Below are 26417 nucleotides of genomic sequence, written 5' to 3' on the forward strand. Positions count from 1 at the left end.
CGCAATGCACATCAAATTAGAGAGAATCGGGAGTTGATCATGACGGACGTGGTAATTGTTTCTGCGGCTCGGACGCCGGTTGGTTCCTTCAACGGAGCGTTCGGTTCGTTGACCGCCCATGAGCTTGGGGCGGTGGCGATCAAGGGCGCCCTCGATCGCGCCAAAGTCGCGCCAGAAGAGGTCGACGAGGTCATTCTCGGGCAAGTCCTCGCCGGCGGCGAGGGGCAGAATCCGGCGCGGCAGGCCGCCATGGCTGCCGGCATTCCGCAGGAGAAGACCGCGTGGGGCATGAACCAGCTCTGCGGCTCGGGCCTACGCTCGGTCGCGCTCGGGCTGCAGCAGATCGCCAATGGCGATGCCAAGGTCATCGTCGCGGGCGGCATGGAGTCCATGTCGATGGCCCCGCATTTGTCGCATCTGCGCAACGGCACCAAGATGGGCGACGTCAAGTTCATCGACTCCATGCTGAAGGATGGCCTGATGGATGCGTTCCACGGCTATCACATGGGTGTCACCGCCGAGAACATCGCTGCCAAATGGCAGATCACCCGGGAAGAGCAGGATGCGTTCGCCACCAGCTCGCAGAACAAGGCTGAGGACGCGCAGAAGGCCGGCCGGTTCAAGGACGAGATCGTTCCCGTCACCGTCAAGACCAGGAAGGGTGACATCGTCGTCGATCAGGACGAATACATCCGTCCGGGCACGACGCAGGACGCGCTTGCCAAGCTGAAGCCGGCGTTCAACAAGGAAGGCTCGGTGACCGCCGGCAATGCCTCGGGCATCAACGATGGTGCGGCTGAGCGCCGAAGAGGCGAGCAAGCGCGGTCTCACCCCGCTTGCCAAGATCGTGTCTTGGGCGACCGCGGGTGTCGATCCCGCCGTGATGGGCTCAGGACCGATTCCTGCGTCTCGAAAGGCGCTCGAGAAGGCCGGTTGGAAGGTCAAGGACCTCGACCTCGTTGAGGCAAACGAGGCCTTCGCGGCGCAGGCGATCGCCGTCAACAAGGACATGGGCTGGGATCCGTCGATCGTGAACGTCAACGGCGGTGCAATCGCCATCGGCCATCCCATTGGCGCCTCCGGCGCGCGGGTGCTGACGACACTTCTGTTCGAGATGCAGAAGCGCAACGCCAGGAAAGGCCTCGCCACGCTGTGCATTGGCGGCGGCATGGGCGTTGCCCTGACGGTCGAGCGCTAAGGCCGGCGGCCGATCCATTCGGCTGGAACAAGACGCTGACGACCACCGGGCCGTCAGCGCACGGCGAAGGCTCCTTGGAGCCAGAGAATACAACATGAACCAAGCAGGAGGGGATAATGTACAGAGTTGCGGTGGTGACCGGTGGAACGCGCGGCATAGGTGAAGCGATCTCGGTTGCGCTCAAGGCGGCCGGCTACAAGGTGGCTGCGAGCTACGCCGGCAACGACGAAGCGGCTGTCAGGTTCAAGGCGGAAACCGGCATCAACGTCTACAAATGGGATGTGTCGAGCTTCGAGGCCTGCGCTGCCGGCCTGAAGCAGGTTGAAGCGGACCTCGGCCCTGTGGACGTGCTCGTCAACAACGCCGGCATCACCAAGGACGGCATGTTCCACAAGATGACGCCAGAGCAATGGTATGCGGTCATCAACACCAATCTGAACTCGCTGTTCAACATGACCCGGCCCGTATGGGAAGGGATGCGCGAGCGCAAGTTCGGCCGGGTTATCTGCATCTCCTCGATCAACGGCCAGAAGGGGCAGATGGGCCAGGTCAACTACTCCGCTGCCAAGGCGGGCGACATCGGCTTCGTGAAAGCGCTGGCCCAGGAAGGCGCGCGCGCCGGGATCACGGTCAACACGATCTGCCCGGGCTATATCGCGACCGAGATGGTCAAGGCGATCAACCCGGAGGTGGTCGCCAAGAACATCCTGCCGCAGATCCCCGTCGGGCGTTTGGGCGAGCCGCACGAGATCGCGCGAGTCGTCGTGTTCCTGGCGTCCGACGACGCCGGCTTCATCACGGGCTCCACGATATCGGCGAATGGCGGTCAACACATGGTGTGAGCCGCCGCCATGTCGAGCCAGCCACGAGGGGATCTCACGACACGAACGCTCGCCATGCCGGCGGATGCAAATCCGAGCGGCGATATCTTCGGCGGCTGGGTGCTCTCGCAGATGGATATTGCGGGCGGCATCCATGCCGGACAACGGGCGCAAGGGCGTGTCGCCACGGTGGCGATCGAGGCGATGCATTTCATCAAGCCGGTCCATGTCGGGGACGTCTTGTGCGTCTACGCCTCGCCCGAGCGTATCGGGCGCACGTCGCTGGCGATCCGCCTGGAGGCGTGGGCGCTGCGCAGGCGCCTGGGAGAGCGTGTGAAGGTGACGGAGGGCATCTTCACCTTCGTCGCTCTGGATGCCGAGGGACGACCCGCGCCGATCCCGACCAGTTGAGACGAGCCGAAACGACCAACGATGGAGAGGGAAATGTCCGACGAAAAGCCGAAGGCAGGGACGATCGATTGGAATCTGCCGGGTCTCGACTTCGCGAAGCTGATCGAATCCTGCCAGATCAGTGGCGTCGACATGAAGGCGTTGCTCGAGATGGAGAAGAAGAACATCGACGCCCTGATCGAGGTCAACCGCTCGGCCTATGAGAGCTGGCGAAACCTGATGGCGCGGCAAGCCGAGGTCTTCCAGGAAACGATGACGGCGATCGCGGCCGAGGCGGGCAACGAAGCCGTGGCGGGACGGCGCGCCGAGATCGCGCGGCAGGGATTCGAGACAGCGCTCGCCAACATGCGCCAGCTCGCGGAGACCGCAACTGAACAGCAGAAGCAGACGATCGACATATTGCGGCGGCGTTTCGAGGAAGGAATGGCCGCATTGCGTACGCGCGGCGGCGCCTGAAGTCGACCGGCCGCGAGAGGCAACAGGGCGTATCAGCCCATCGAACAAGCGTAAGAACGGGGAATACGATGGACCACGATCTGAGGGAAGCCGCGCTCGAATATCATCGCCTGCCAAGGCCGGGAAAGATCTCGGTCGTGCCGACCACGGCGATGGCGACGCAACGCGATCTGTCGCTAGCTTATTCGCCCGGCGTCGCGGAGCCCTGCCTCGTCATCGCCAAGGATCCGTTGCAGGCGGACCAATTGACCGCGCGCAGCAACCTGGTCGCCGTCGTCACCAACGGCACGGCCGTGCTTGGGCTCGGCAATATCGGAGCTCTGGCGGGCAAGCCCGTCATGGAAGGCAAGGCGTGCCTGTTCAAGAAGTTCGCTGGCATCGATGTGTTCGACATCGAGCTCGCCGAGGAGGATCCCGACGCCTTGATCGAAACCATCGCCAGGATGGAGCCGACCTTCGGCGGCATCAACCTGGAGGACATCAAGGCGCCGGAGTGCTTCTACATCGAGCAACAGCTCCGCAAGCGCATGAAGATTCCGGTCTTCCATGACGACCAGCACGGCACCGCGATCATCGCGGCGGCGGCAATCCTCAACGGATTGAAGCTGGTCAAGAAGGATATCGCTGACGTCAAGCTGGTCTGCTCCGGCGCCGGCGCTGCGGCGCTGGCATGTCTTGATCTCATTGTCAGCCTCGGCCTGCCGCAGGATCGAATCATCGTCACCGACGCGAAAGGCGTGGTCTATGCCGGCCGCACGGAAGGCATGGACGACAACAAGGCGCGCTATGCAGTGAAAACCGAGGCGCGAAAGCTCGACGAGATCATCCAGGATGCGGATATCTTTCTGGGTCTGTCGGCCGGCAAGGTGCTGACGCAGGACATGATCAAGCGGATGGCACGCGATCCGCTGATCTTTGCCATGGCCAACCCGATTCCCGAGATCATGCCGGAAGATGCGCTGGCGGTCCGCCCGGATGCGATCATCGGCACGGGGCGGTCCGACTATCCCAACCAGATCAACAACGTGCTCTGCTTTCCCTTCATCTTCAGAGGCGCGCTCGACTGCGGAGCGACCACCATCAATGAGGAGATGAAGCTCGCGACAGTGCGTGCGCTGGCGGATCTGGCGATGGCGGAAGTGCCGGAGGTGGTCGCCGTTGCGTATAAGGGAGAGGAGCTTCGCTTTGGCCGCAACTACCTCATTCCAAAGCCGCTCGACCCCAGGCTGATCGAAGTCGTGGCGCCCGCGGTTGCCAAGGCCGCGGCCGACAGCGGCGTCGCCAGGCGCCCGATCGCGGACATGGAGGCCTATCGCCAGCAGCTGAGCCGATTCGTCTACCATTCCGGCAACGCGATGCAGCCGGTCTTCTCGGTGGCGAAGGGAAGCGGCAAGTCGCTTCTGCTGGCCGAGGGTGAAGATGAGCGCATCCTGCGCGCGGCACAGGTGGTCGTCGACGAGCGGATCGCAAGGCCCTTGCTGGTCGGCCGTCCGTCGATCATCGAGGAGCGGATCAAGTCCTTCGGTCTCCGGCTCATGCCCGGGAGCGACTGCGAGATCATCGATCCGCTCGATTCTGGGGTCTATTCCCAATGCGCAGATGTCTACCACGCGCGCAGAAAGCGTGACGGCGTGTCGTCCGCCCTGGCGCTCTCGGAGACGCGCAGCAACGCGACCGTACTTGCCTCGATCCTGCTCGAAAGAGGTCTCGGCGATGCGATGCTATGCGGGGTCATCGGCAGGACCTCCGATCACCTGGCAGCGATCCGCAACGTGATTGGGCCGCGCGAGGGCGTGCGGACGCTCGCCGTGATGCAGATGCTGATCCTGCAGCAGCATCAGCTCTTCATCTGCGACACCCACTGCAATCTCAATCCGACCGCCGAACAGGTCGCCGACATCGCTCTGATGGCCGCGGCGGAGGTGAGCCGATTTGGTATTACCCCTCGGGTCGCGTTGCTGTCTCATTCGAGCTTCGGAAGCTCCGCGGTTCCCGAAGCGCACAAGATGCGGGAAGCGCGGGCCATCATTCTTGCGCGATCTCCCGATCTCGCGGTCGAAGGCGAGATGCGCGGCGATGCTGCATTGTCGCCGTCCGTGCTGCATCACGAGTTTCCGGATTCCGGCTTCGAGGGGCCGGCGAACGTTCTGGTGATGCCAAACCTCGACGCCGCCAACATCTCCTACAATTTGCTCAGGATGGCGGCGGGGCAGGGACTGACGGTCGGCGGCATCCTGCTCGGCGCGGCGAAGCCGGCCCATATCCTCACGCCATCGTCCACCGTCCGGCGCATCGTGAACATGGCGGCGGTCGCTGTCGCGGATGCGGTGTCCGAGAGGGCCTGATCTGGAGGATATTCTTGGACGCGTTGTGAGCGCGCTTGGTCGAGGCCATCATGGGTAAGCCGCAATTGGGAAAACCCCGGATTGTTATCGTCGGCGGCGGAGCCGGCGGACTGGAGCTTGCGACGCGCCTCGGCGACAAATACGGACGCAAGGGTAAGCTCGACGTCACGCTGATCGAGCGAAACCGCACCCATGTGTGGAAGCCGAAGCTGCACGAGATCGCAGCCGGCAGCATGGATATCTCCGCTCACGAGGTCGACTATCTCGCGCAGTCCTATTGGCACGGCTTCCGCTACCGCATTGGCGAGATGATCGGGATCGACCGGGACAAGCGCCAAGTGCAGGTCGCGCCCTATCTCGATTCCGAAGGCCGGGAAGTCACTCCGAAGCGGACCTTCGACTATGACGTCCTTGTGGTGGCCGTCGGAAGCCAGAACAACGATTTCGGTACGCGCGGCGTCGCCGATCATGCGATCAAGCTGGAATCGCAGCTCGATGCGCGGCGGTTTCACGAGCGCATGGTCAACGCCTGCATCCGCGCCCATGCCCAGTCGGCGCCGTTGGGAACGCACCAGCTCAAGGTCGCGATCATCGGCGCCGGGGCCACCGGTGTCGAGCTGGCCGCCGAGCTCCACAGGACGACGCGGGAGGTGGTGGCGTATGGCCTCGACCAGGTCGATCCGCAGAAAGACATCAGAATCACCTTGATCGAAGCCGCCGATCGGGTGCTTCCCGCGCTGCCCGAACGGGTCTCGAAGGAGACGGAGAAGCTGCTCGCCAGGCTCGGGGTCAATGTGCTGACCGGGGCCAAAGTCTCCGAGGTGGGTTCCGACCGCGTGAGCCTGACAGACGGCCGGACCATCCCCGCCGAACTGATCGTCTGGGCGGCCGGGGTCAAGGCGCCCGACTTCCTGAAGGATATCGCGGGCCTCGAGACCAATCGCATCAACCAGCTCGTGGTGCGGCCGACATTGCAGACGACGGGCGACGACAGCATCTTTGCCATCGGCGATTGCTCGGCCTGCTCATGGGGCGAGCGCGGCAACGTCCCGCCGCGCGCGCAGGCGGCGCATCAGCAGGCGTCCCATCTTTATTCGCAGATCCCGCGCTATCTTCGGGGCGACCCGCTGAAAGAATATCGCTATCGGGACTTCGGATCGCTGGTATCGCTTGGCGAATTCAGCACGGTCGGCTCGATGATGGGTGCGCTGGTGGGCGGCAGCCTCGTGTTCGAAGGCCTGTTCGCGCGGATGATGTACCTGTCGCTCTACAAGATGCACGAACACGCGCTGCATGGTTCGGTCAAGGTCGCGCTCGACACGCTGGCCCGGCTGATCACCCGGCGCACCGAGCCGCATGTGAAGCTGCATTGACGATTGGCCACGCAGGGCCTGCGTGGACCGGGAGGAATGTTGATGGACGCCGTTTTCCTTGCGCGCATGCAATTCGCCGCCAACATCACCTTCCATATTCTGTTCCCGTCGATTTCGATCGCGCTCGGCTGGATGCTTCTGTTCTTCAGGTTCAAGTACCTGCGCGCGACCGATCCGGAGCAGAAGCTCGACTGGCTTCGCGCCTACCGTCATTGGACGAAGGTGTTCGCCCTGACATTCGCGCTCGGCGTCGTCAGCGGCGTCACCATGAGCTTCCAGTTCGGCACCAACTGGCCGGGCTACATGGAGCGCGTCGGCAACATCGCCGGCCCGCTGCTCGGCTATGAGGTGCTGACCGCGTTCTTCCTTGAGGCGGGCTTCCTCGGCGTCATGCTGTTCGGCCATCGCCGGGTCGGTGAGATGGTTCACCTCGGTGCGACCATCCTCGTCGCGTTCGGCACGCTGATGAGTGCCTTCTGGATCCTGGCTCTCAATTCGTGGATGCAGACACCTGCCGGCTACGAGATCGTGGGCGGGCAGTTTCACGCCCGCAGCTGGCTGGAGATCGTCTTCAATCCTTCATTCCCCTATCGCCTGGTCCACATGGTGCTCGCATCCGCGCTGACCTGTGCATTCCTGTTGATCGGGATCAGCGCCTGGCAGCTGCTGAAAGGCGTCGCGACCACCAGTGCGTCACGGGTGCTGCGGACCGGGCTGATCCTGGCCGCGCTGGCGGCGCCGGCACAGATGGTGGCGGGCGACTTTCACAGGCTCAATACGCTCAAATATCAGCCGCAGAAGATCGCGGCGGTCGAGGGCATTTGGGAAACTACGCGCGGTGCGCCGCTGCTGCTGTTCGCGATCCCGGATGATGCGGCGAAAACGAACCGTTTCGAGCTGGCGGTGCCGAAGCTCGCGAGCCTGATCCTCCGGCACGATCCCGACGGGGAGCTCAAGGGGCTGAACGAGTTTCCATCCGCTCATCCGCCGGTCCTGCCGCTGTTCTGGTCGTTTCGCATCATGGTGGGCACCGGCATATTGATGCTGCTCGTCAGCTGGATCGGCCTGTGGCGCCATTGGTGCGACGGCTGGGATGTCGCCAAAATGCCGCGGCCGATGCTGCGGATATTTGCGGGCATGACCTTTGCCGGCTGGGTTGCGACCATAGCCGGATGGTACGTCACGGAGATCGGCCGGCAGCCCTTCATCGTCTCCGGTCTGGTTCGAACCGCGGATGTCGCTTCGCGGGTCCCGTCATCGAGCATCGCAGTGACATTCTCCCTCTATATCGCGCTCTATCTTGCGTTGCTCGCCTCCTATATCGGCGTGCTCAAATACATGGCCGAGACCGCCGACAAGAAGTCGTATGCCGGCGCGCCGGCCGGCCTGCCGGGGGAGCCGCAGCCATACCAGCGCCAGGGGGAATTCGCATGACTTCGATGTCGTTCGATGAATTGCTGCCGCTGATCTTCGTCGGCTTGATGGGCGTGTCACTGCTCGTCTATGTCGTGAGCGACGGATACGATCTCGGCGTCGGCATGCTGATGCACCGGGCCACCCCCGAGGAGCGGGACACGATGGTTGCGTCCATCGGTCCGTTCTGGGACGCCAACGAGACCTGGCTGGTGCTGGGCGTCGGTCTTCTGCTGATTGCATTCCCGAAGGCCCATGGACTGGTGCTGTCGGAGCTATACCTGCCGACCACGCTCATGCTGGTCGGCCTGATCCTGCGCGGCGCAGCCTTCGATTTCAGGGTCAAGGCCAGGGCCAGCCGCAAGGTGATGTGGGACCGCCTGTTCATCGCGGGCTCAATGCTTGCCTCCGTCTGCCAGGGCTGGATGCTTGGCCGCTATATCAGCGGTTTCGGCCAGGGCTGGAACTATCCGATCTTTGCCGGCGCCATCGCAGTCGCGCTGCCGATGGCCTACGCGCTGCTCGGCGCCACGTGGCTGGTGATGAAGACGGATGGCGCACTGCAGGGCAAGGCGATCGAGTGGAGCAAGATCGCCTGGCCGCCCATGGTCCTTGGCCTGATCCTGATTTCCATGGCAACTCCGTGGATCAGCGAGACCGTTCGCGAGCGGTGGTTCACCTTGCCGGCAATCATTGCCGTGGCATCGATCCCGGTGACCGCGGGGATTGCGCTCGTGACCGTACGCGTGGTGCTCGGCTCGTCCGCGGTGCGCGGCGCGCTCTGCTGGCTGCCGTTCGCCTTGCTCGTGCTGGTTTTCTTGCTGAGCTTTCTCGGCCTCAGCTACAGTATCTATCCCTTCGTGGTGATCGACAGGCTCACGGTTTGGGAGGCTGCCAGCAGCCCGGATTCGCTTAAGATCATCCTGATCGGGGTCTGTCTCACGCTGCCCGTCATCGTCGCCTATACCGGATTTTCCTATCGCGTATTCCGGGGCAAAACCATAGAGTTGGACTATGCGTGAGCCATCGTTTGCCATGGCCGACGCTCCTCGGTTGGTCCTGGTCGACAAGATGACGGAGATTCCATTCCCGGTGAGCCTCAAAAGGAGGTCTGAAGTCGGTTCGACCGCGCCCAGCTCCATGCGTTGGCTTGTTCGCGGAATAGTTGCTCTCGCCTTGGTCACAGCCGCTTCGTGGCTCGGATACGCCCTGGCGTTCCAACGGGGACTTGGCCATCTGCACGTTGCCGCTCAGCAGCGGCTTGCGGTGGAAGCCGCGAGGCTCGACGGTTATTTATCCAGATTTGAATATTTGCCGTCGCTGCTGGAGACATCGCCGAGCGTCTTCAAGTTGCTCGGCGATCCCGCCGATCCCCCGCTGCAGCAATCGGTCAGCATGTATCTGAAGTCGATCAACCTGCTTGCCGGGGCTGACAATCTTTACGTTCTCAGCGTCTCGGGTGAAGCCTTGGCCGCAGCCGACTTCGATGACGCCGGCACGCCGGTCGGCCGCAATCTCTCGTATCGCCCCTATGTGAGCGAGGCACTCGCGCGTGGTCGGGGCGCGTTTTTCGGTGTCGGCATCACCAGTGCACGCGCCGGCTATTATCTCTCCTACGCCCTGAAGGAGGGCGGGGCCACCAAGGGGATCGCCATCGTCAAGATCAATCTGGATTCGTTCGAGCGCGGATGGCGCGACCTTCCCGGCGACGCACTTCTCCTCGACGAACGGGGCGTGACGATCCTCGCCTCGCGCGAGGCGTGGCGCTATCGCCCGATCGCGGCGCTGTCGCGCGAGATTCTCGACGATATTGCGCGGTCCAAGCCTTATGCGGATTACAATCTGACGCCACTCGATTGGACCGTCGTCGCGCGATCGGAAGGCGGGGCGGCACGCGTCGCGACCGGCAATGGAACGGCCTATACAATCAGCGAGCTTCCGATCAATCGGGGCCTCTGGAAGCTCGTCCTCCTCGATGACGAGGCGCCAATCCGGCAGACGGCCCTGATGATCGGCACGCTGTCGGGGCTTGCCTCCGTCGTTGGCTTGCTGGCGCTGGGGCTCGTGGTGCAACGGCGCAGAGAGATGAGGCAACGCTTGGCCAACCAGGCCGCATTGCAGGCGGCGCACGACATGCTCGAGACCAGGGTGCAGGAACGAACCGCCGAGCTGCGCGCGGCGCAGGATGAGCTGGTTCATGCCGGCAAGCTGGCGGCCCTCGGACAGATGTCGGCTGGCATTGTGCATGAACTGAATCAGCCCCTGGCTGCGCTGCAGACGGCAGCCGACAACGCTGTCCTCCTCGTCGATCGCGGCTCGATCGCCGACGCTCGCGGCAACCTCACCCGGATCGGTGAGCTGGTACGCCGGCTCGGGCGGCTGACCGGCCAGCTCAGGGTTTTCGCCTACAAGTCAAGCAGTCCCCTTGGCGCGATTTCGGTCGAACAGGCCGTGAGCGAGACGCTCAAGATATTCGCCGCGCGCATCAAGGAGAGTGGCGTCAGCGTCGCCACGAATATCGAGGCCGACCTTAATGTCGTTGCCGACCAGACGAGGCTCGAGCAACTGCTGTGCAACATCGTGGCGAACGCGCTCGATGCGGTCGAGGGCGTCGAACGAAAGTCGATTGTGATCCGGGCCACCAGGGAGGAGGGGCATGCCGCCCGCTGCCGCATCGCCATCAGCAATAGCGGGCCCTCAATCGCCCCCGACGTCCTTAGGCGTATGTTCGAGCCGTTCGTGACGACCAAGCCCGCGGGCAAGGGCCTCGGTCTCGGCCTGATGCTGTCCAACCACATTGCGCGTTCTTTTGGCGGCGCACTGCACGGCCGAAATCTTCCTGATGGCGCCGAATTTGTCGTGATCCTTCCCTTGGCCGAGATGACAGAGGCGGCTTCGCATGGGCGATGACCAATCCATTGGCGTGATCTACGTCGAGGACGACGAGGACGTCCGCATCGGCGGCGTCCAGGCGCTCGAACTAGCGGGATTCTCGGTCTCGGGCTTCGCCGCGGTCGAGACCGCCAACGCATCCGTGCGCGCCGACATGCCCTTTGTCGTGGTCTGTGACGTGCGGCTGCGCGGGAAGAGCGGCCTGGATTGGCAGGCCGATCTGCGCAGGCTGGATCCGGACCTGCCCGTGATCCTGATCACCGGACACGGCGATATCTCAATGGCCGTGCAGGCGATGCGAAACGGTGCCTACGACTTCATCGAGAAGCCGTGCTCATCCGAGCAACTCGTATCCGTCGTACGAAGGGCGGCCGAAAAGAGACGCCTAACTCTCGAGGTTCGCTCGCTGCGGTCCGCGCTGTCGGACCGCCAGGCGATCGAGGCGAGCCTGCTCGGCCGGTCGCCGCAGATCCAGGAAGTGCGCAGGCTGGTCTCCACTCTGGCATCGACCAATGTCGACGTGACGATCTACGGCGAGACCGGCACCGGCAAGGATGTGGTTGCGCGTTGCCTGCACAATCACAGTGGGCGGCGCGCCGGCAATTACGTCGCCGTCAATTGCGGCGGCCTGCCTGAATCGTTGGTCGAGAGCGAGCTGTTCGGCCACGAAGTCGGAGCCTTCACCGGAGCCACCCGCCAGCGCATTGGCAAGATCGAGTATGCCAATGGCGGAACGCTTTTTCTCGACGAAATCGAGAGCATGCCGCTGAGCGTTCAAGTGAAGTTGCTCCGGTCGTTGCAGGACCGGTCGATCGAGCGCGTCGGAACCAACAAGCCGATCGCGGTGGATTGCCGGGTGGTCGCCGCGAGCAAGACGAATTTGTTCGAGTTGAGCGAAAAAAAGCTGTTTCGCGCCGATCTCTATTACCGCCTCGGCGTCGCTTTCATCGAACTCCCCCCGCTTCGCGAGCGCCGTGAAGACATTCCCCTGTTGTTCGAGCATTTCACGCTGGACGCCGCGAGGCGGTTCGAACGTGATGCGCCGATCTTGGAGGAGCAGACGATGTCCGCTCTGCTGGCCTATTTCTGGCCCGGAAATGTACGCGAGCTTCGCAATGTCGCCGACCGATTCGTGCTGGGGGTCCTCGACGGCAAGGCGATCAACAAATCGGGGTTTGGCACGTCGGATCTGTCGTTGCCGCGACAGCTCGAGAACATCGAGCGATCGATCATCGAGGACGCGCTGCGGCGCAAGCAGGGCGACGTGCAGGCAACCGCAACGCTTTTGGGCATTCCGAAGCAGACCTTGTACGACAAGATCAAGCGGCTCGCCGTGAACGTCGATGGCATCCGCGAAGGGTCGATCGTTCGCTCCGGAACCTGACGTTCCCGGGCAATCGTGCCGTGCGGGCAGGCGGATGTGGCATGCGCACGGCGAAGAATGAAAAGGGCGCCGAATAGAAGCCGCCCGGTCGAAACGCAATACATCATCGTGGTTGCAGAGTGAGGGAAATCCAATGGATCGGCCATTCAATATGCCTGATGAGTTCGTCGACGCGTTCGCGAAGGCGGGCGCGAGCTTGTGGCGATCGCTGGGGTGGCCGGCAAGCGATGAACGCGACGGCGCGGCGATCAGCTCGTCTCTGGCGTCTTCAGGACGAGTCGCCGGGTTGCAGGCCGACTATCTGAAGGGCCTGTACCAACTCACAGAGCACTTCATGACCTCCGCGGCAGGTGGGCAGGCCGATGGGGGCGTCGAACCAGCGCGCGGCGACCGCAGGTTCAGCAGCACGGAGTGGCGGGCGAGTCCGCTCTACAGCCTGTTTAAGCAATCCTACCTGTTGAATTCGCGCTACTGCACCGACTTTGTCGAAGCCCTGGAGATGGAAGCCCCGTGGGTCGGTCAAAATCCCCCGGGTATGGTCACTTGAAACTCCCCCACCTGATGATCGCCGTCAGCGCCGCTGAACAGCAGTAGCCGGTCAGGCAGGACGTTTATGTTCGACCCCTTTAGCCAGCAAGGGGCCGGGGAGTTGAACGTCTTGAAGCGACATCTGCAAAGCACCGTACTTACATTACTTGATCGCAACACCAGCCAGCGCGAGATTCACCGGCTGACGGGTGTCGATCGCAAGACGATCCGGCGTTATCAGGCGCTGCGGGCCGGTGCGGAGGCAAATTCCCCCGGGGAAGTGACCACCGGCTCGGTGAGCGCGGACGGCCAAATTCCTCCACCCCGACCACCGGCTTTTGGGACATCGGAAGCGACGGTCACCAGCAGCCTGGCCCGTTCGGCTTGCGAAGCGCATCGGACGTGGATCGAAGAACAGGTCCGGCTGAAGCGGAACGCGCAGGCGATTTACCAGGACCTGGTTGATCAATTTGGCTTTCCGTCCAGCTACCAGAGTGTCAAGCGGTTTGTGCGCCGGTTGCGGCACGCTGATCCTGAGCAGTTTGATCGTCTTGAGTTCCTCCCCGGCGAGGAAGCTCAGGTCGACTATGGCGAGGGCGCGCCGACGGTTGATCCGAAGAGCGGGCGGTACCGTCGTCCCCGCCTGTTCGTGATGACGCTACGCTACTCGCGGCGCAGCTTCCGGCGGGTAGTCTGGAAGTCCAGCCAACAAGTCTGGGCGCAGCTCCACGAAGAGGCGTTCCGGTATTTTGGCGGGGTCCCCAGCTATGTCGTGCTCGACAACCTGAAGGAAGGCGTCCTCAAGCCGGATTTGTACGAGCCCCAGCTCAACCCGATTTACAGCGCGATGCTGGCTCATTACGCCGTGGTCGCCGATCCCGCGCGCGTGGCCGATCCAAATCGGAAAGGATGCGTCGAGAATGCGATTCAACATACCCAGGGCACTGCGCTGGCCGGACGGCGCTTCGAGACGCTGGAGGCGCAAAACGAGTTCTTGAGGCACTGGGAGGAGAACTGGGCTTCCAAACGCATCCACGGCAGCACGCGCCGTCAGGTCGAGGCGATGTTCCAGGAAGAGAAGCCGCACCTGCGGCCGCTGCCTGTCGCTCCCTTCCGCATCTTCACCGAAGTCGTCCGGACTGTCTGCGACGACACCACCGTACGCGTCGACAACAGCTATTACGCCGCGCGGCCCGCGCCGATCGGCAGCCAGGTCGTCGTGCGCATCTACACCACCACGATCGAGATCCGTGATCGCCACACCCGTGCGCTGCTGCGTGTTCATTCCCGGATGGCGCACCCCGGTTCTGTCGTCCTGCCGACCAGCGAACGGCCGTTCAACCCGTCGCGGCAAACCGCCGTGCTGCTGGCGAGCGCCGAGCGCATCGGACCGCAGACCAGGGCCTTGTGCCAGCAGGTGTTCGACACCGAAGGGCGCCCCGGACAGCGCGCGATGTGGGGCATTGTCGGGCTGGGCCGGAAGTATCCGGCGCGGCTGGTCGAGCAGGCCTGCGCGCACGCCATCGACAACCGCATCTACCGCTACAAGCACGTGCGTGCGACCGTCGAGCGGTTGTTCGAACAGGCGATCGAGCAGGTTGGAGTGACGCCACAGCCGGCATCGCCGCTCACCCAGGATCATCCGCTGATCCGTACCCCCGCGGAATACGGCGACCTCTTCAGCCGCGCTGTGCGGCGCGACGCCGACGACAATGGTCGGCAGGCCGAGGCTCACGACGATCACGCCACGGCAATCCGCGCTCGTGTCGCCTGCGCAACCCCGGCCAACTCCGGCGCCACGAGCGCTCCCGCTGCACCTTCTCACCTTAAACTGGAGACCTAGCCACATGATGACCATGCCGGAAATTGAGCGTTGCCTACGACAGCTGCGCCTGTCGGGTGTCCGCGACACGCTGCAGACGCGCGTGCTCCAGGCGCAGGGCGCCAACCAGCCCTTCCTCGAGACCTTCTCCCTTATCCTGCAGGATGAACTGGACCGTCGTCAGTCCCGTCTTATCGAGCGGCGATACCAGCAATCCGGGCTCGACGAAAAGCTGACGCTCGCCGAGTTCGACTGGTCCTTCAATCCCAAACTGCCACGTCAGACCTGCTTCCAGCTCCACACCCTGGCGTTCATTGCCGCTGGCGAGAACGCTCTGCTTGTTGGCAAACCTGGCACCGGGAAGTCGCACATCGCCAAGGCGATTGCCTATCAGGCGATCCTGCAAAGCCACAAGGTCCAGTATCTTGAGACCGACGACTTCTTCCACCGCTACGCCCTGAACTCTCCGGCACAACGCGAGGTCCGGCTGCGAACCATCATCGACTGCGATCTCCTCGTGCTGGACGATCTATTCCTCGCACGCGCCATCCCCGACGACGCCGGCACTTTGCTGCAGACCCTGATCCATCAGCGTTACAAACTGCGCCGCAGCGTCATCGTCACCTCCAATCGCGTCGTGCAGGATTGGGGGGCATACCTTGGGGACAACACTATGAGCACGACGATCCTCGATCGCCTTATGCATCATTGCCATCTGCTTGAGTTCGACGGACGCAGCTATCGGCTCAAAGAAGCCGCTGAAGCTCTTGCCCGGGAAACAAACTCAAACTAACAGTCCCTTGTCCTGCCTCGCGGGTGGAGGAATTTGACTGACCACACCCGGAGGAATTTGAAGTGACCCGCGGGGGAAGAAAAGGAAAAAAATCGGCTGCGCTTCTTCACGCGCCAACTCGTCGAAGCGATGAGCCCGACCAATTTCATCGCCACCAATCCCGATGTGATCAAGTTGGCGACCGATACCGATGGTCAGAGCCTCAAGACCGGCCTGGACAATCTGGTGGCGGATCTGGGCAAGGGCAATTTGACCATCACGGACGAGACGGCATTCGAAGTCGGAAAGGACGTTGCGACGTCCAAAGGCGCTGTCGTGTTCGAGAACGAGCTGTTTCAGCTCATTCAATACGAGCCGGCAACCGAGCAGGTGGCCGCACGGCCCTTGCTGATCGTGCCGCCCTGCATCAACAAGTTCTATATCCTGGACCTGCAGCCGGCCAATTCCTTCGTCCGGTTTGCCGTTGAGCACGGCCAGACCGTGTTCGTGGTGTCCTGGCGCAATCCAGACGCTTCCTGCGGGCATTTTCGCTGGGATGACTATGTCGAACACGGTGCGATGCGGGCCATCGAGATCGTCCAATCGATCTCGGGTGCCGACAAGATCAATGTCGTCGGCTGGTGTGTCGGAGGCACCATCCTGTCGTCGGCGCTCGCAATCCTGCGGACGCGCGGCGACGAAAAGGTCGCGAGCGTCACCCTGCTGACCACCATGCTCGATTTCCGCGAGCCGGGCGATCTCGGCGTGTTCGTGGATGAAGAGAGCGTACGCCAACGCGAGCAGACCATCGGCAATGGCGGTATCTATCGCGGCGCAGAACTGGGGTTCGTCTTCCAGACCCTGCGTTCGAAAGAACTGATATGGCCGAATGTGGTCAACCATTACTTGAAGGGAAAGCCGCCCGAGCGCTTCGATCTCCTGTTCTGGAACGCGGATGTCACCAATCTGCCCGGCCCCATGTATTGCTGGTACATCCGCAACATGTATCTGGAGAACAATCTGCGGCATCCGCGCAAATTGACGATGTGCGGCACACCGGTGGATCTAGGGCGGGTGGATTTGCCAGCTTACGTTCTGGCGACCGTTGAGGATCACATCGTGCCCTGGCGGTCCGCCTACCGCACGACAGGCCTGTTTCGCGGCGACACCCGCTTTGTTCTCGGTGCGAGCGGGCACATTGCCGGCGTGATCAATCCGGCATCGAAGAACAAGCGGAGCTATTGGGTTTCGGACCAGCGCTGCGATGAGCCGGCGACGTGGCTGGCGGGTGCGGACGAGAAGCCGGGCAGCTGGTGGAACGATTGGATCGCTTGGCTCAAGCCGCGGTCGGGAGAGCAACTGCCGGCCCGCACCCAACTCGGCAACAACCTCTATCCGCCAGGCGAATCTGCCCCCGGTCGATACGTGAAGGCGAAAGCGGTCTGAAGATCGGCCCGGTACGCGGGCCCGCGAGCGAGAATGACGTCCTGCCAGTTTCTCCCTCGACTTTCGCCGATACGCTTTCCGGGAAGAGCCGCGTTAGACTAGGCTAGGAGACCGGATGAGATGTCGGAGGTTTTGTCGGTGTGGGGAAAGGCGGTAGCGCGCTCCTGTGACTCGAACCGACGTTTCGACTGTCTCGATCTGCCAACCACCACGTCTCTGGTGGTTGGATTTCCTTCTGTAAGCTATTGATCTCAAACGATCGGATTTTGATTCAGTTGGAAGATTTCTCCTGAGAAAACAACGGTGGTAGCGTGCCTCTTAATCAGCGGCTCGTTCCTAGCGCCAACTCGTCTACGGTGTTGAAGAGAGCTGGCCCCGCAAATTCGGACAGTAGCTTGAGTGGATTTTCTGCCTGACAGCGGCGAGGATTCTTGCTGCGAATCAGGAGCGAAGATGACGAAGAAGAGCCGCCGGACGCATTCTCCGGCATTCAAGGCGAAGGTTGCTTTGGCTGCGGTCAAAGGCGACAAGACACTGGCGGAGCTGGCGCAACTGTTTGATGTTCATCCGAACCAGATCACGATCTGGAAAAACCAGCTCCTGGAAGGCGCCGCCGGCGTGTTTGGGCATGACAAGACATCGGCCGAGACGCCGGTCGATTTGAAGGCGTTACATGCCAAGATCGGCGAGCTGGCGTTGGAAAACGATTTTGTGTCCGGCGCGCTCACCAAGGCGGGCCTGCTGAGCGCAAAGCGATGATCGACCGCGATCATGATCTTTCTATCGTGCGCCAGGCGAAGGTCCTGAAGCTGGCTCGCAGCACGGTCTACTATGAACCTCGGCCAGTTTCGGCCGAGGACCTTGCCTTGATGCGTCGGCTCGATGAGCTGCATCTCGATTATCCCTTCGCGGGAGCGCGTATGCTGCGATCGTTGCTGCGGCGGGAGGGCGTATACGCCGGTCGCCGCCACATCGCGACGCTGATGAAGCGCATGGGGATCGAGGCGGTCTATCGTCGCCCGAACACGAGCAAGCCGGCTCCGGGTCACAAGATCTACCCGTACCTGTTGCGCGGATTGAAGATCGAGCGGCCCGACCATGCGTGGGCAATGGACATCACCTACATTCCGATGCGGCGTGGCTTCGTCTATCTCGCGGCGGTCGTCGATGTGTTCAGCCGACGGGTCCTGGCCCATCGCGTCTCGATCACAATGGAGGCGGCCTTCTGCGTCGAAGCGGTCCAGGAGGCGTTGGCGAAGCACGGCAGGCCCGAGATTTTCAACACGGATCAGGGCAGCCAGTTCACCAGCCTCGAGTTCACCGATGTGCTGCTGGACGCGAAGATCGCCATCAGCATGGACGGCAAGGGCGCCTGGCGCGACAACGTGTTTGTCGAGCGGCTCTGGCGCACGGTCAAATACGAAGAAGTATATCTCCGCGCCTACGACAGCGTGTCCGAGGCGCGAGCGTCAATTGCCAAGTATCTGGCCTTCTACAATCAGGGACGCCCTCACTCGAGCCTTGACGGGCGCACGCCCGACGAGGCTTACTTCGGCACGCAAGCTATGGTGATGGCCGCATGACCGTCGCCGACGGTTTTGTCGTCGCTCTGGTCGGGCTACGCCCTCCCGACGCAACGACAAAACCGTAAAGCCCCGCGTTCAGCATAACCCGGCAGGAATCCACTTAAATCCAGCGGGGCGCTGTCCAAACAACCGGGGCCAGCTCTTTGCCGACGGTGTCTGGGACGCGACGCCGCTGGAGACAGAGCTGCTCAACCAGGCGGACCGACTCGTCGGCGGCAGGGATGCGGTGCTGGTTATTGATGACACCTCACTGCCGAAGAAGGGTGAGCGATCGGTCGGTGTTGCGGCGCAATACGCATCGGCTCTCGGTAAAACTGCAAATTGCCAAACGCTGGTGTCTTTAACGCTTGCGCGCGGCGAAGTGCCAGTGATGGTCGCGTTACGTCTCTTTCTGCCTGACAGCTGGACAAGCGACATGCCCCGTTTGAAGCGCGCTCGCGTGCCAATCGAACACCGAACGCCACGGTCCAAGCCGGAGATCGCTTTGGCCGAGATTGACCGCGCGATGGCAGCCAACATGCGCTTTGGATGTGTGCTGGCGGATGCAGGATACGGCCTCAGCGCACCGTTTCGACAAGGGCTAACAGAGCGCGGGCTGGCCTGGGCGGTCGGTATCCCTCGGCACCAGAAAGTGTATCCCGTCGATGTGAAGCTCATTTGGCCGATCACCAAAGTCCGTGGCAAACCACGAAAGCACCACGTGCCCGATATCTTATCGATTGCGGCAGAACAAATGCTGGCCAGCGCCAAATGGAAAACCGTGAGTTGGCGTAGCGGGACGAAAGGTCGGCTCAAAGGTAAACGGTACGAGAGGCCCACGGAGCCACGGACTTGGTGCGGACGGCCTACGCACCGCGCTTGAAGCGTATAGGCATCCAGAACTGCCGGAGGGCCTCGACGGTTGCTGGAATGTTGCGCCAGGCGTTTTGGATGATGGGCTGCGTTCCCAGCGTGCGCCGGGCCGGGGGTAGCAAGGGTCGACCGGCGTCGTCGATGCAATGGACCAAGATCGGCCGCAGCATAAGGTGTTCGGTTCCATTCGGGGGGAGAAGCCGCGACCAGACGAGAAGCCGAAGCTTCATGACGGCGTAGAAGCCCATGCACCAGGGCTGCGGGTCGACTTCGCCGTCCGGTGATCGCACGAACAGCGGCTCGAAGCTCTCCGGTCTCGTCGACAGCGTCTCGCTGATAGCGTTGTGGCGCATCAGCGTGGCGGCGATTGCCGAGAACTCCTCGGTGTCGTGATTGAAGGCGTCGGGATCTACGCCGAGGAGCGGGCACACCCATTCCTCGGACGCCATCGAGACCGGCCCGGCGACGACCGCGGCCACCGCGCCATCGAGCATGGAGAGCGACGTCGCCCGCGGATGCCGAAGCGTCGGCGACCTGGCGCGCTTGCTGATCCATTGCCCGAGCCGTTCGAACGACATGGCATAGTCCGCCATCGTCGTCTTGCGTGCTTTTCGCGTTCCCCGCCCTTGCTTCGGCTTCGTCATGCCACGGCCCGCTTTTCGGCTTCGCGTGCGGCCTTCCAGTTCCAGGCCAGAAGTTCGTGAAGCTGGTTGGTCTTCGTGGCGCCGCTCACCATGCGATCGAGAACGTCGACGAGATACGCCTCGGGGTCGAGGCCATTCAATTTCGCTGTGTTAAGAAGCGAAGCGAGTATCGCCCAGGTCTCGCCCCCGCCTTCGTCACCACTGAACAACGAGTTCTTTTTTCCGATCGCAATTGGCCTGATCGATCGTTCGACCGTGTTGGTGTCCGGCTCGAGCCGCCCGTCATCCAGGAACGTCGTCAGGCCCTGCCAGCGTTCGAGCATGTAGTCGATCGCCTTGATGAGCGTCGAGCGGCGGGAGATCCCGTCCTTCACCGCGATCAGACGGGCCCTCAACGCCTCCATCAGCGGCTTCGTCTCGGCCTGTCGCGTCGCGCGGCGTTCCCCAGCATCGAGACCGCGGATCCTCTCCTCGATCGCGTAGACGGCCGCAATGCGCTCGATGACCTCCGCGGCGAAGGGTGAGTTCGTCGTCTTGTGCACCCTCACGAAGTTGCGGCGCGCGTGAACGAGACAATACGCCAGCTGGATCTGGCCCGACATCATCGCATCGCCCGCCAGCGAGGCGTAGGCGGCATAGCCGTCGACTTGCAGCACGCCTTCGAAGCCGGCTAACTGCGCCACGATCTCCTTTTTGCCGCGACCACCTGCGAACACGTAGGCGACCGCCGGCGGCGCCGGCCCCTTCCACGCCCGATCGTCCGTCGCGTGCGCCCAGAACTGGCAGATCCTCGTGCGGCCGCGTCCCGGATCGAGCACTGGCATCGGCGTCTCGTCGCAGAACAGCCGCTCGAAGCCGTGCATAGTCTTCAGTTGCAGATCGTAGAGGCCCCTGACCAGCCACGCCGCGCTCCCCATCCAGCGCGCCAGCGTCTGACGGTCGACGACGACACCCTGACCCGCCAGGATCTGCGTCTGGCGATAGAGCGTCGATTGCCAGGCATATTTGGCCGCGGCGATATGCGCGATCAGCGCCGTCGTTGCCATGCCGCCCTCGACGAGCCGCGCCGGTGCCGGGGCCTGGACAATCGGGCCCTCACAGGAGCGGCAGGCGTATTTTGGACGGATCGTGCGGAGCACGCGCAGCCACGCGGGAACCCGATCGAGCGCTTCGCTGCTCTCCTCGCCGATCCGATGCATCTGACCCGTGCAGCACGGGCACAGCGTGGACGCCGGCTCGATCACCCGCTCGACCCGAGGCAGATGCGCCGGCAGCGCGCCGATGTTGCGCTTCGCTTTGCGCCGCTCCGGCCGCGGCGCGTCCGGTTTGTCGTCATTGGCCGGGAGCTGTGAGCCGGCGGTCCGTTCCAGATCAAACGCGATCTGTTCGGCGCAGACGATCGCCGCGCGCTCCGATCGTGCGCCGAAGATCAGGCTCTTCAACGTGGCGATCTCTGCGCGCAGATCATCGTTCTCGCCTTCGAAAGCCAGCACCATCTCGGCAAGAGCCGCAGGGTCAGAGGGGAGATCTTCGGGGCGAAGCGCCATATCGCAGAGCTACACGAACGCACTCGCAATCGCCAGCAAAACAAGACGCTTCAGGCAACCTTCGTCGGCCGCTTCGTCACCTTCGGGACCACACGCGACCACTCCGCAAGACCTTCAATCAGCATCGCCAGTTGCGCCCCCGTCACCGGCATCGTACCCTCGCGAACAGGTGGCCAGGCAAAGCCCCCATTCTCCAGCCACTTCGTCGCTAGAACCATTCCCGAGCCGTCAAAAACCAGTAGCTTCAAACGATCCGATCGCTTCGATCGGAAGACATAAACGTCACCGCTGTAGGGCTTGCCGCCTAATCCCTCCGCTACCAGCGCGACAAGGCCATGAACGCCTTTACGAAAGTCAATCGGCTGCGTCGCGACGAACACACGGACCATTGGACCGAAAGAGATCATCGCGTCGATCTCACCGCCGCCAGCACGCGCTCCAGCGTCGCGGCGTCGACGCCGACGGGCACGCGCACCGTCGCGCCCGCGATCATCACCTCGATCCGCTCGGCCGGATCCGTCAGAACATGCGCCTTATCGATCGCGTTCGGCTGCGCCTCGACGGCGGCCTGGAGCCTGACTTGCACGAACTGCGGCGCTTCGCTCGACGCGAGCCGCGCCTGGCGCCGCCACACACTGAGCAGTCCCCGGTTCACCCCGTTGCGTCGAGCCACCTCGGAAATGCTCGTCTCCGGATCGGCACTCTCGGCCACGATCCGCGCCTTCTCCGCATCGCTCCAACTGCGCCGTCGCCTCTCCCCTGTGATCACCTCGATCCGCTGATAGGAGGCGGCATCATGCCCGTCTTGATGTCTGTCTTGATGCATGGAACGAGCGTCCCTCGCGTTGTCAAATCCACGCGCGAGTCTCGCTCATCCCGTCCACCTAAACGAGGTGGGGTCGTCGTACCGCTATCGTTTGTCGAGCGGCTCTGGCGCACGGTCAAATACGAAGAAGTATATCTCCGCGCCTACGACAGCGTGTCCGAGGCGCGAGCGTCAATTGCCAAGTATCTGGCCTTCTACAATCAGGGACGCCCTCACTCGAGCCTTGACGGGCGCACGCCCGACGAGGCTTACTTCGGCACGCAAGCTATGGTGATGGCCGCATGACCGTCGCCGACGGTTTTGTCGTCGCTCTGGTCGGGCTACGCCCTCCCGACGCAACGACAAAACCGTAAAGCCCCGCGTTCAGCATAACCCGGCAGGAATCCACTTAAATCCAGCGGGGCGCTGTCCAAACAACCGGGGCCAGCTCTGTGCTTTTGCCAAGGCCGTTGGGTCCATATTTGATGTTCAGCGTGCCTTTCAGCACGCTAATTTCGGCACGATCCACGCTGTTGCAGTTACTGATGACTACTGTTAGTTGGGTCAACCCGCATTCTCCGCTTCCAAGAAGGAGAGACTATGAACCTAAAGCTCTGATCTACACGCAGCAGGTAAGCTCAATCCCCAAGAAAACTCAAAGTATCAGCGGAGTTAGGGCGCCTCGGACGTTTTCCGCGTTTTGGCTGGCTGTGATTGCTGGCATGTCCGCTTGGGGTTGCGGCTAGGGCGGCCCAAATGACGGAGTGAAGCGCTGCTGGCATTCAAAGTCTCATACGCGACGTCTGCGTAAGGTCAAAAAATGAGCCCTCGACCTACGGTTCGAATGTTTATACCGTAGAACGCCGCCGCACGTCATCGAGGCCGCTGTCTTGCGAATGCATCAGCTGCCCAACGTGTCACGCCCAGGAGACCGGTCGGCTTCGCCGTCGGCCGATGCAGCGCTCCGTGGTTCACGATCTGAACGCGCTATCGGGCCATTCCGACAAGGGTAAAACCTGTTGGGGATTCAATGCAGGTTTGAAGACATGTTTGTCGGAATAGCCATTGATTTTACTGGGGAATCATACGCCTCTTAATCAGCGGGTCCCAGGTTCGAGCCCTGGTGCGCCCACCATATAAATCAAGACCTTAGCGAGAAAGACCGTTTGAGACGACCGAACTAAAACGGTTTTCCAAACGGTGTTTTTTTGAGCTTTCGCTCGGCTGGCTCTCGATAATGTGAAGCGCCGGCAATCCTTTTCGAGAAGCGAATGAGCCTAGCCAAGCTGTTGCAGGCGCGACCGCGCCGCAACTGTCGGCCCTCTTGATCGTCGGCTCCGTGAACTATGCACATTTGCCAGCCCCCTTGGGGTGGTTTCCATCTGAATATTTGACCGAACTTAAGCGGTGGCAAAGCGATTCATAATCCGCAGGGGTCTTGGAGGCGCGGGATCATGCTGCGCGCTTGCGGGCCTTCGTCTTCTTGTCGAGATGGGCTTTCTCTAAAGGGGCTCGCGCGCCCGGACCCGGATGTACATGTACCTCTTTGGCCGAAAGTCGCTCGCCGCATTCCGAGCATACCATCACGGGATCGAACATCTTGCCGCACTTTCGATGTTGATGCAGCAGGGGGCGTCCGCGCACGTCGACCATATGGACGTCGCCCCAGTGCACGATCGCCATCATGATCGGATAGAGGTCGAGGCCCTTCTGCGTTAGGATGTATTCGTGCCGTTTGGGGGCTTCCTGATAGGGAATGCGGCGCAGGACGCCTTGGCGAACCAGCTTCTTCAGCCGTTCGGCGAGCAGATGGCGGGTGATACCGAGCGCCGATTGAAAACCCTCGAAGCGCCGCGTGCGCAGAAAACATTCCCGGAGGATCATCAGCGTCCAGCGGTCGCCGATCACGCCGATGGTGCGAGCCATCGAACACGCTTCTTCCTCAAGTTCGTCCCACTTCATTCCTGCCCTCCGGTCGTTCGGCGACCATTCCCTCGAATCATCCCAGGAAACCGTAGCCCTGGCTACCATTCTAGATAGGTACTAGATTCCAAACAATACCCCGGCGATCGGCTCAAACTAGCAGAATTCCGCATGGATTTGACAGTGCGATTTTAGAACTGTATGAACGAGTTGTAGCCTGCTGCCGCCTCACGGGCGATCGGCCCGGCCATTCACTTCGCGCTGCGGGAGGAGCCGACATGTCCCTGAAAGTTGAATTCCACTTCGATTTCGGCAGCCCGAACGCCTACCTGGCGGAGCTGGCGCTTCCCGGCATCGAACGCCGCACCGGCGTAAAGTTCGATTATGTCCCGGTGCTGCTCGGCGGCATCTTCAAGGCGACCGGCAACATGTCGCCGTTCGACTCGCTCCGCGGCATCAAGAACAAGCCGGAGTACAATGCGCTGGAGACCCAGCGCTTCATCCGGCGTCATAACGCCACCAAGTTCCATTCCAATCCGTTCTTTCCGATCAACACGCTGATGCTGATGCGCGGCGCCGTCGCGGCCCAGTTCGAGGGCGTGTTCGAACCTTATTTCCGCGCCGCCTACCATCACATGTGGGAAGAGCCGAAGAAGATGGACGACCTCGAGATCTTCCGGCAGGCGTTCATCTCCTCCGGTATCGACATCGACCGGCTGATCGCACGCGCCCAGCAGGACGACGTCAAGAAGGGGCTGATCGACCGGACCACCGACGCCGTCAATCGTGGATCGTTCGGTTCGCCGACGTTCTTCGTCGGCAAGGAAATGTTCTTCGGTAAGGACCAGCTTCGCGATGTCGAGGAATCGCTCGTCGAGCAGACCAGCCAGCCGGTTTCGAAGTCGGCCTAGACGTGTAGGGCCGGGCGAGTGTCTCGTCCGACGCGGTCGGCCCCATAACAAAGCAAAAATTCAGGAAGAATACCCATGCCTGGCCCACTCAGCGGCGTTCGCGTTCTCGATCTCACCGGCGTGGTGTCGGGTCCGTTCGCGACCATGTTTCTGGCCGATCAGGGCGCCGACGTGCTGAAGATCGAGCCGATCGGCGGCGATATCACCCGCCGCAGCCGCGCCACGATCGACAAGGACGGCGAGTTCTCCGCGCTGTTCATCTCGTCAAACCGCGGCAAGCGTTCGCTGTCGATCGACGTCAAGAGCGACGCCGGCAGCGAGGTATTGGCCAAGCTGGTGGCGCAGGCCGATGTGCTCGTGCAGAATTTCCGGCCCGGCACCATGGAGCGCCTCGGCCTCGGCGTCGACGAGTTGCGTCAGCGCCATCCGCGCCTGATCTATGTCTCGATCAGCGGCGTCGGCGACAGCGGACCTTATGTCAAGAAGCGGGTTTACGATCCGATCATCCAGGGCCTGTCGGGCTTTGCCGACATCCAGTCGCAGCCGGTGACCAACCGTCCGCAGATGATCCGTACCATCGTCTGTGACAAGACTACCGCGGTGTTCACCGCGCAGGCGGTGGCGGCAGCACTCTACGCCCGCGAGAAGACCGGGCAGGGCGATCACATCCAGGTCGCGATGCTTGATACGATGATCTCGTATCTGTGGCCGGAAGGCATGATGCAGTACACGGTGGTCGGCAAGGAAGCCACCGCCGCCGATCCCAACGACCGGCCCGATCTCGTGTTCAAGACCAGCGACGGCTACATCACTGCCGGCACGATTTCGGATTCGGAATGGCAGGGATTCTGCCGAGCCTCCGGCGATCCGGAACTGGCCAAGGATCCGCGCTTTGCGACTCCGTCGGCGCGTTCCGTCAATGCCACTGCACGCATCAACAAGATGGCGGAGTATATCGGGCAGCACACCACGGCCGAATGGCTGGAGCGGCTCGATGCCGCCGACGTTCCCTGCGCGCCGATTCTTCGGCGGGGCGAGATCATCCACAACGAGCAGGTGGTCGCTCGCGACATCATCGCCGAGTTCGACCAGCCGAAGGTCGGGCGGGTGCGGCAGCCAAAGCCGGCGGCGCGCTTCGAGGTCAATCCGGCCGCGATCGGCGGGCCGGCTCCGCGCGTCGGCGAGCACTCGCGCGAGGTGTTGCGCGATCTGGGTTACGACGACGGCGCCATCGACAAGATGGTGGCCGAGCGCAGCGTGCGCGTGGCGGTTTAGGCCGCCTCGCGCG

20 protein-coding genes and 4 pseudogenes are annotated in these 26417 nt (G+C 62.4%); 19 read left to right on the plus strand and 5 right to left on the minus strand.

Features of this window, described 5'->3' with window-relative positions; translation table 11 throughout:
* Window positions 1–39: 39 nt before the first annotated feature.
* The 16 genes and pseudogenes from ABIF91_RS28515 to ABIF91_RS28590 all read left to right on the plus strand — a co-directional run.
* A pseudogene (locus tag ABIF91_RS28515) lies at window positions 40–1198 on the plus strand (acetyl-CoA C-acetyltransferase).
* A 116-nt stretch (window positions 1199–1314) separates the two neighbouring features.
* Window positions 1315–2040, plus strand: coding sequence for an acetoacetyl-CoA reductase (gene phbB / locus ABIF91_RS28520; protein ID WP_028179476.1), 726 nt, complete (start codon window positions 1315–1317; stop codon window positions 2038–2040).
* Window positions 2041–2094: 54 nt separating this feature from the next.
* Window positions 2095–2430 (plus strand): acyl-CoA thioesterase, encoded by a 336-nt coding sequence (locus ABIF91_RS28525; RefSeq protein WP_244430954.1) that lies wholly within the window; start codon window positions 2095–2097, stop codon window positions 2428–2430.
* A 33-nt stretch (window positions 2431–2463) separates the two neighbouring features.
* Window positions 2464–2886 carry a TIGR01841 family phasin gene (phaP, locus tag ABIF91_RS28530; RefSeq protein ID WP_035694376.1) on the plus strand — a complete coding sequence of 141 codons (423 nt, stop codon included), beginning with the start codon at window positions 2464–2466 and terminating at the stop codon, window positions 2884–2886.
* 68 nt (window positions 2887–2954) lie between these two features.
* Entirely contained in the window at window positions 2955–5231 is a 2277-nt protein-coding gene (locus ABIF91_RS28535; RefSeq protein ID WP_028179473.1) for an NADP-dependent malic enzyme, read from the plus strand.
* 50 nt (window positions 5232–5281) lie between these two features.
* A complete protein-coding gene (locus ABIF91_RS28540) occupies window positions 5282–6604 on the plus strand; it encodes an NAD(P)/FAD-dependent oxidoreductase (protein WP_028179472.1) in 1323 nt (440 codons plus the stop codon).
* A gap of 42 nt (window positions 6605–6646) precedes the next feature.
* On the plus strand, window positions 6647–8038 hold the full coding sequence (locus ABIF91_RS28545; RefSeq protein ID WP_424579826.1) for a cytochrome ubiquinol oxidase subunit I: 1392 nt from the start codon (window positions 6647–6649) through the stop codon (window positions 8036–8038).
* Window positions 8035–9039, plus strand: a complete 1005-nt coding sequence (locus tag ABIF91_RS28550; RefSeq protein ID WP_085966479.1) for a cytochrome d ubiquinol oxidase subunit II — start codon at window positions 8035–8037, stop codon at window positions 9037–9039. Before ABIF91_RS28545 ends, ABIF91_RS28550 begins: the two co-directional genes overlap by 4 nt.
* A 31-nt stretch (window positions 9040–9070) precedes the next feature.
* Window positions 9071–10927 (plus strand): sensor histidine kinase, encoded by a 1857-nt coding sequence (locus tag ABIF91_RS28555; protein WP_424579517.1) that lies wholly within the window; start codon window positions 9071–9073, stop codon window positions 10925–10927.
* The gene (locus ABIF91_RS28560; protein ID WP_028179468.1) at window positions 10917–12293 is read left to right on the plus strand and encodes a sigma-54-dependent transcriptional regulator; all 1377 of its coding nucleotides are present in this window, start codon (window positions 10917–10919) and stop codon (window positions 12291–12293) included. Before ABIF91_RS28555 ends, ABIF91_RS28560 begins: the two co-directional genes overlap by 11 nt.
* 133 nt (window positions 12294–12426) lie before the next feature.
* Window positions 12427–12840: a hypothetical protein gene (locus ABIF91_RS28565; RefSeq protein WP_424579518.1), complete on the plus strand. Its 414-nt coding sequence runs from the start codon at window positions 12427–12429 to the stop codon at window positions 12838–12840.
* Window positions 12841–12906: 66 nt separating this feature from the next.
* The gene (gene istA / locus ABIF91_RS28570) at window positions 12907–14664 is read left to right on the plus strand and encodes an IS21-like element IS1631 family transposase (RefSeq protein WP_100214066.1); all 1758 of its coding nucleotides are present in this window, start codon (window positions 12907–12909) and stop codon (window positions 14662–14664) included.
* A 4-nt stretch (window positions 14665–14668) separates the two neighbouring features.
* Complete coding sequence (gene istB, locus ABIF91_RS28575; protein WP_038952109.1) at window positions 14669–15436, plus strand: IS21-like element IS1631 family helper ATPase IstB; 768 nt, start codon at window positions 14669–14671, stop codon at window positions 15434–15436.
* 87 nt (window positions 15437–15523) lie between these two features.
* Window positions 15524–16861, plus strand: a pseudogene (locus ABIF91_RS28580) (PHA/PHB synthase family protein); the annotation flags it as partial.
* 453 nt (window positions 16862–17314) lie between these two features.
* Window positions 17315–18444 (plus strand): IS3-like element ISRj2 family transposase gene (locus ABIF91_RS28585; protein WP_424578686.1). Its coding sequence is split into 2 segments (ribosomal slippage): window positions 17315–17573 and window positions 17573–18444, totalling 1131 coding nucleotides; the frame shifts between segments, so codons are not numbered across the junction.
* Window positions 18440–19249, plus strand: a pseudogene (locus ABIF91_RS28590) (IS701 family transposase); the annotation flags it as partial. The gene ABIF91_RS28585 and the pseudogene ABIF91_RS28590, both read left to right, overlap by 5 nt.
* A 43-nt stretch (window positions 19250–19292) precedes the next feature.
* On the opposite strand, the gene ABIF91_RS28595 reads toward ABIF91_RS28590, so the two are convergent.
* Genes ABIF91_RS28595 through tnpA form a run of 4 tightly spaced genes read right to left on the minus strand, consistent with a single transcriptional unit; the run spans window position 19293 to window position 22316 of the window.
* Window positions 19293–19943, minus strand: coding sequence for a UPF0149 family protein (locus tag ABIF91_RS28595; RefSeq protein WP_063712394.1), 651 nt, complete (start codon window positions 19941–19943; stop codon window positions 19293–19295).
* On the minus strand, window positions 19940–21490 hold the full coding sequence (gene tnpC / locus ABIF91_RS28600) for an IS66 family transposase (protein WP_035681142.1): 1551 nt from the start codon (window positions 21488–21490) through the stop codon (window positions 19940–19942). The genes ABIF91_RS28595 and tnpC overlap by 4 nt, the downstream gene beginning before the upstream one ends.
* A 50-nt stretch (window positions 21491–21540) precedes the next feature.
* Window positions 21541–21897, minus strand: coding sequence for an IS66 family insertion sequence element accessory protein TnpB (gene tnpB / locus ABIF91_RS28605; RefSeq protein WP_018273742.1), 357 nt, complete (start codon window positions 21895–21897; stop codon window positions 21541–21543).
* On the minus strand, window positions 21894–22316 hold the full coding sequence (tnpA, locus tag ABIF91_RS28610; protein WP_424578819.1) for an IS66-like element accessory protein TnpA: 423 nt from the start codon (window positions 22314–22316) through the stop codon (window positions 21894–21896). Before tnpA ends, tnpB begins: the two co-directional genes overlap by 4 nt.
* 90 nt (window positions 22317–22406) lie before the next feature.
* Between tnpA and ABIF91_RS28615 the strand changes: the two are divergent.
* Window positions 22407–22601, plus strand: a pseudogene (locus ABIF91_RS28615) (integrase core domain-containing protein); the annotation flags it as partial.
* Between the two features lie 1146 nt (window positions 22602–23747).
* On the opposite strand, the gene ABIF91_RS28620 reads toward ABIF91_RS28615, so the two are convergent.
* Window positions 23748–24257 (minus strand): winged helix-turn-helix transcriptional regulator, encoded by a 510-nt coding sequence (locus ABIF91_RS28620; protein WP_028179905.1) that lies wholly within the window; start codon window positions 24255–24257, stop codon window positions 23748–23750.
* 239 nt (window positions 24258–24496) lie between these two features.
* Here ABIF91_RS28620 and ABIF91_RS28625 point away from each other — a divergent pair, with 239 nt between their 5' ends.
* Window positions 24497–25129: a 2-hydroxychromene-2-carboxylate isomerase gene (locus tag ABIF91_RS28625; protein ID WP_028179906.1), complete on the plus strand. Its 633-nt coding sequence runs from the start codon at window positions 24497–24499 to the stop codon at window positions 25127–25129.
* Between the two features lie 75 nt (window positions 25130–25204).
* On the plus strand, window positions 25205–26404 hold the full coding sequence (locus ABIF91_RS28630) for a CaiB/BaiF CoA transferase family protein (RefSeq protein WP_028179907.1): 1200 nt from the start codon (window positions 25205–25207) through the stop codon (window positions 26402–26404).
* Window positions 26405–26417: the final 13 nt, after the last annotated feature.

Origin of the sequence: Bradyrhizobium sp. USDA 241 (genome assembly GCF_049739505.1) — a bacterium.
Lineage (GTDB): Bacteria > Pseudomonadota > Alphaproteobacteria > Rhizobiales > Xanthobacteraceae > Bradyrhizobium > Bradyrhizobium liaoningense.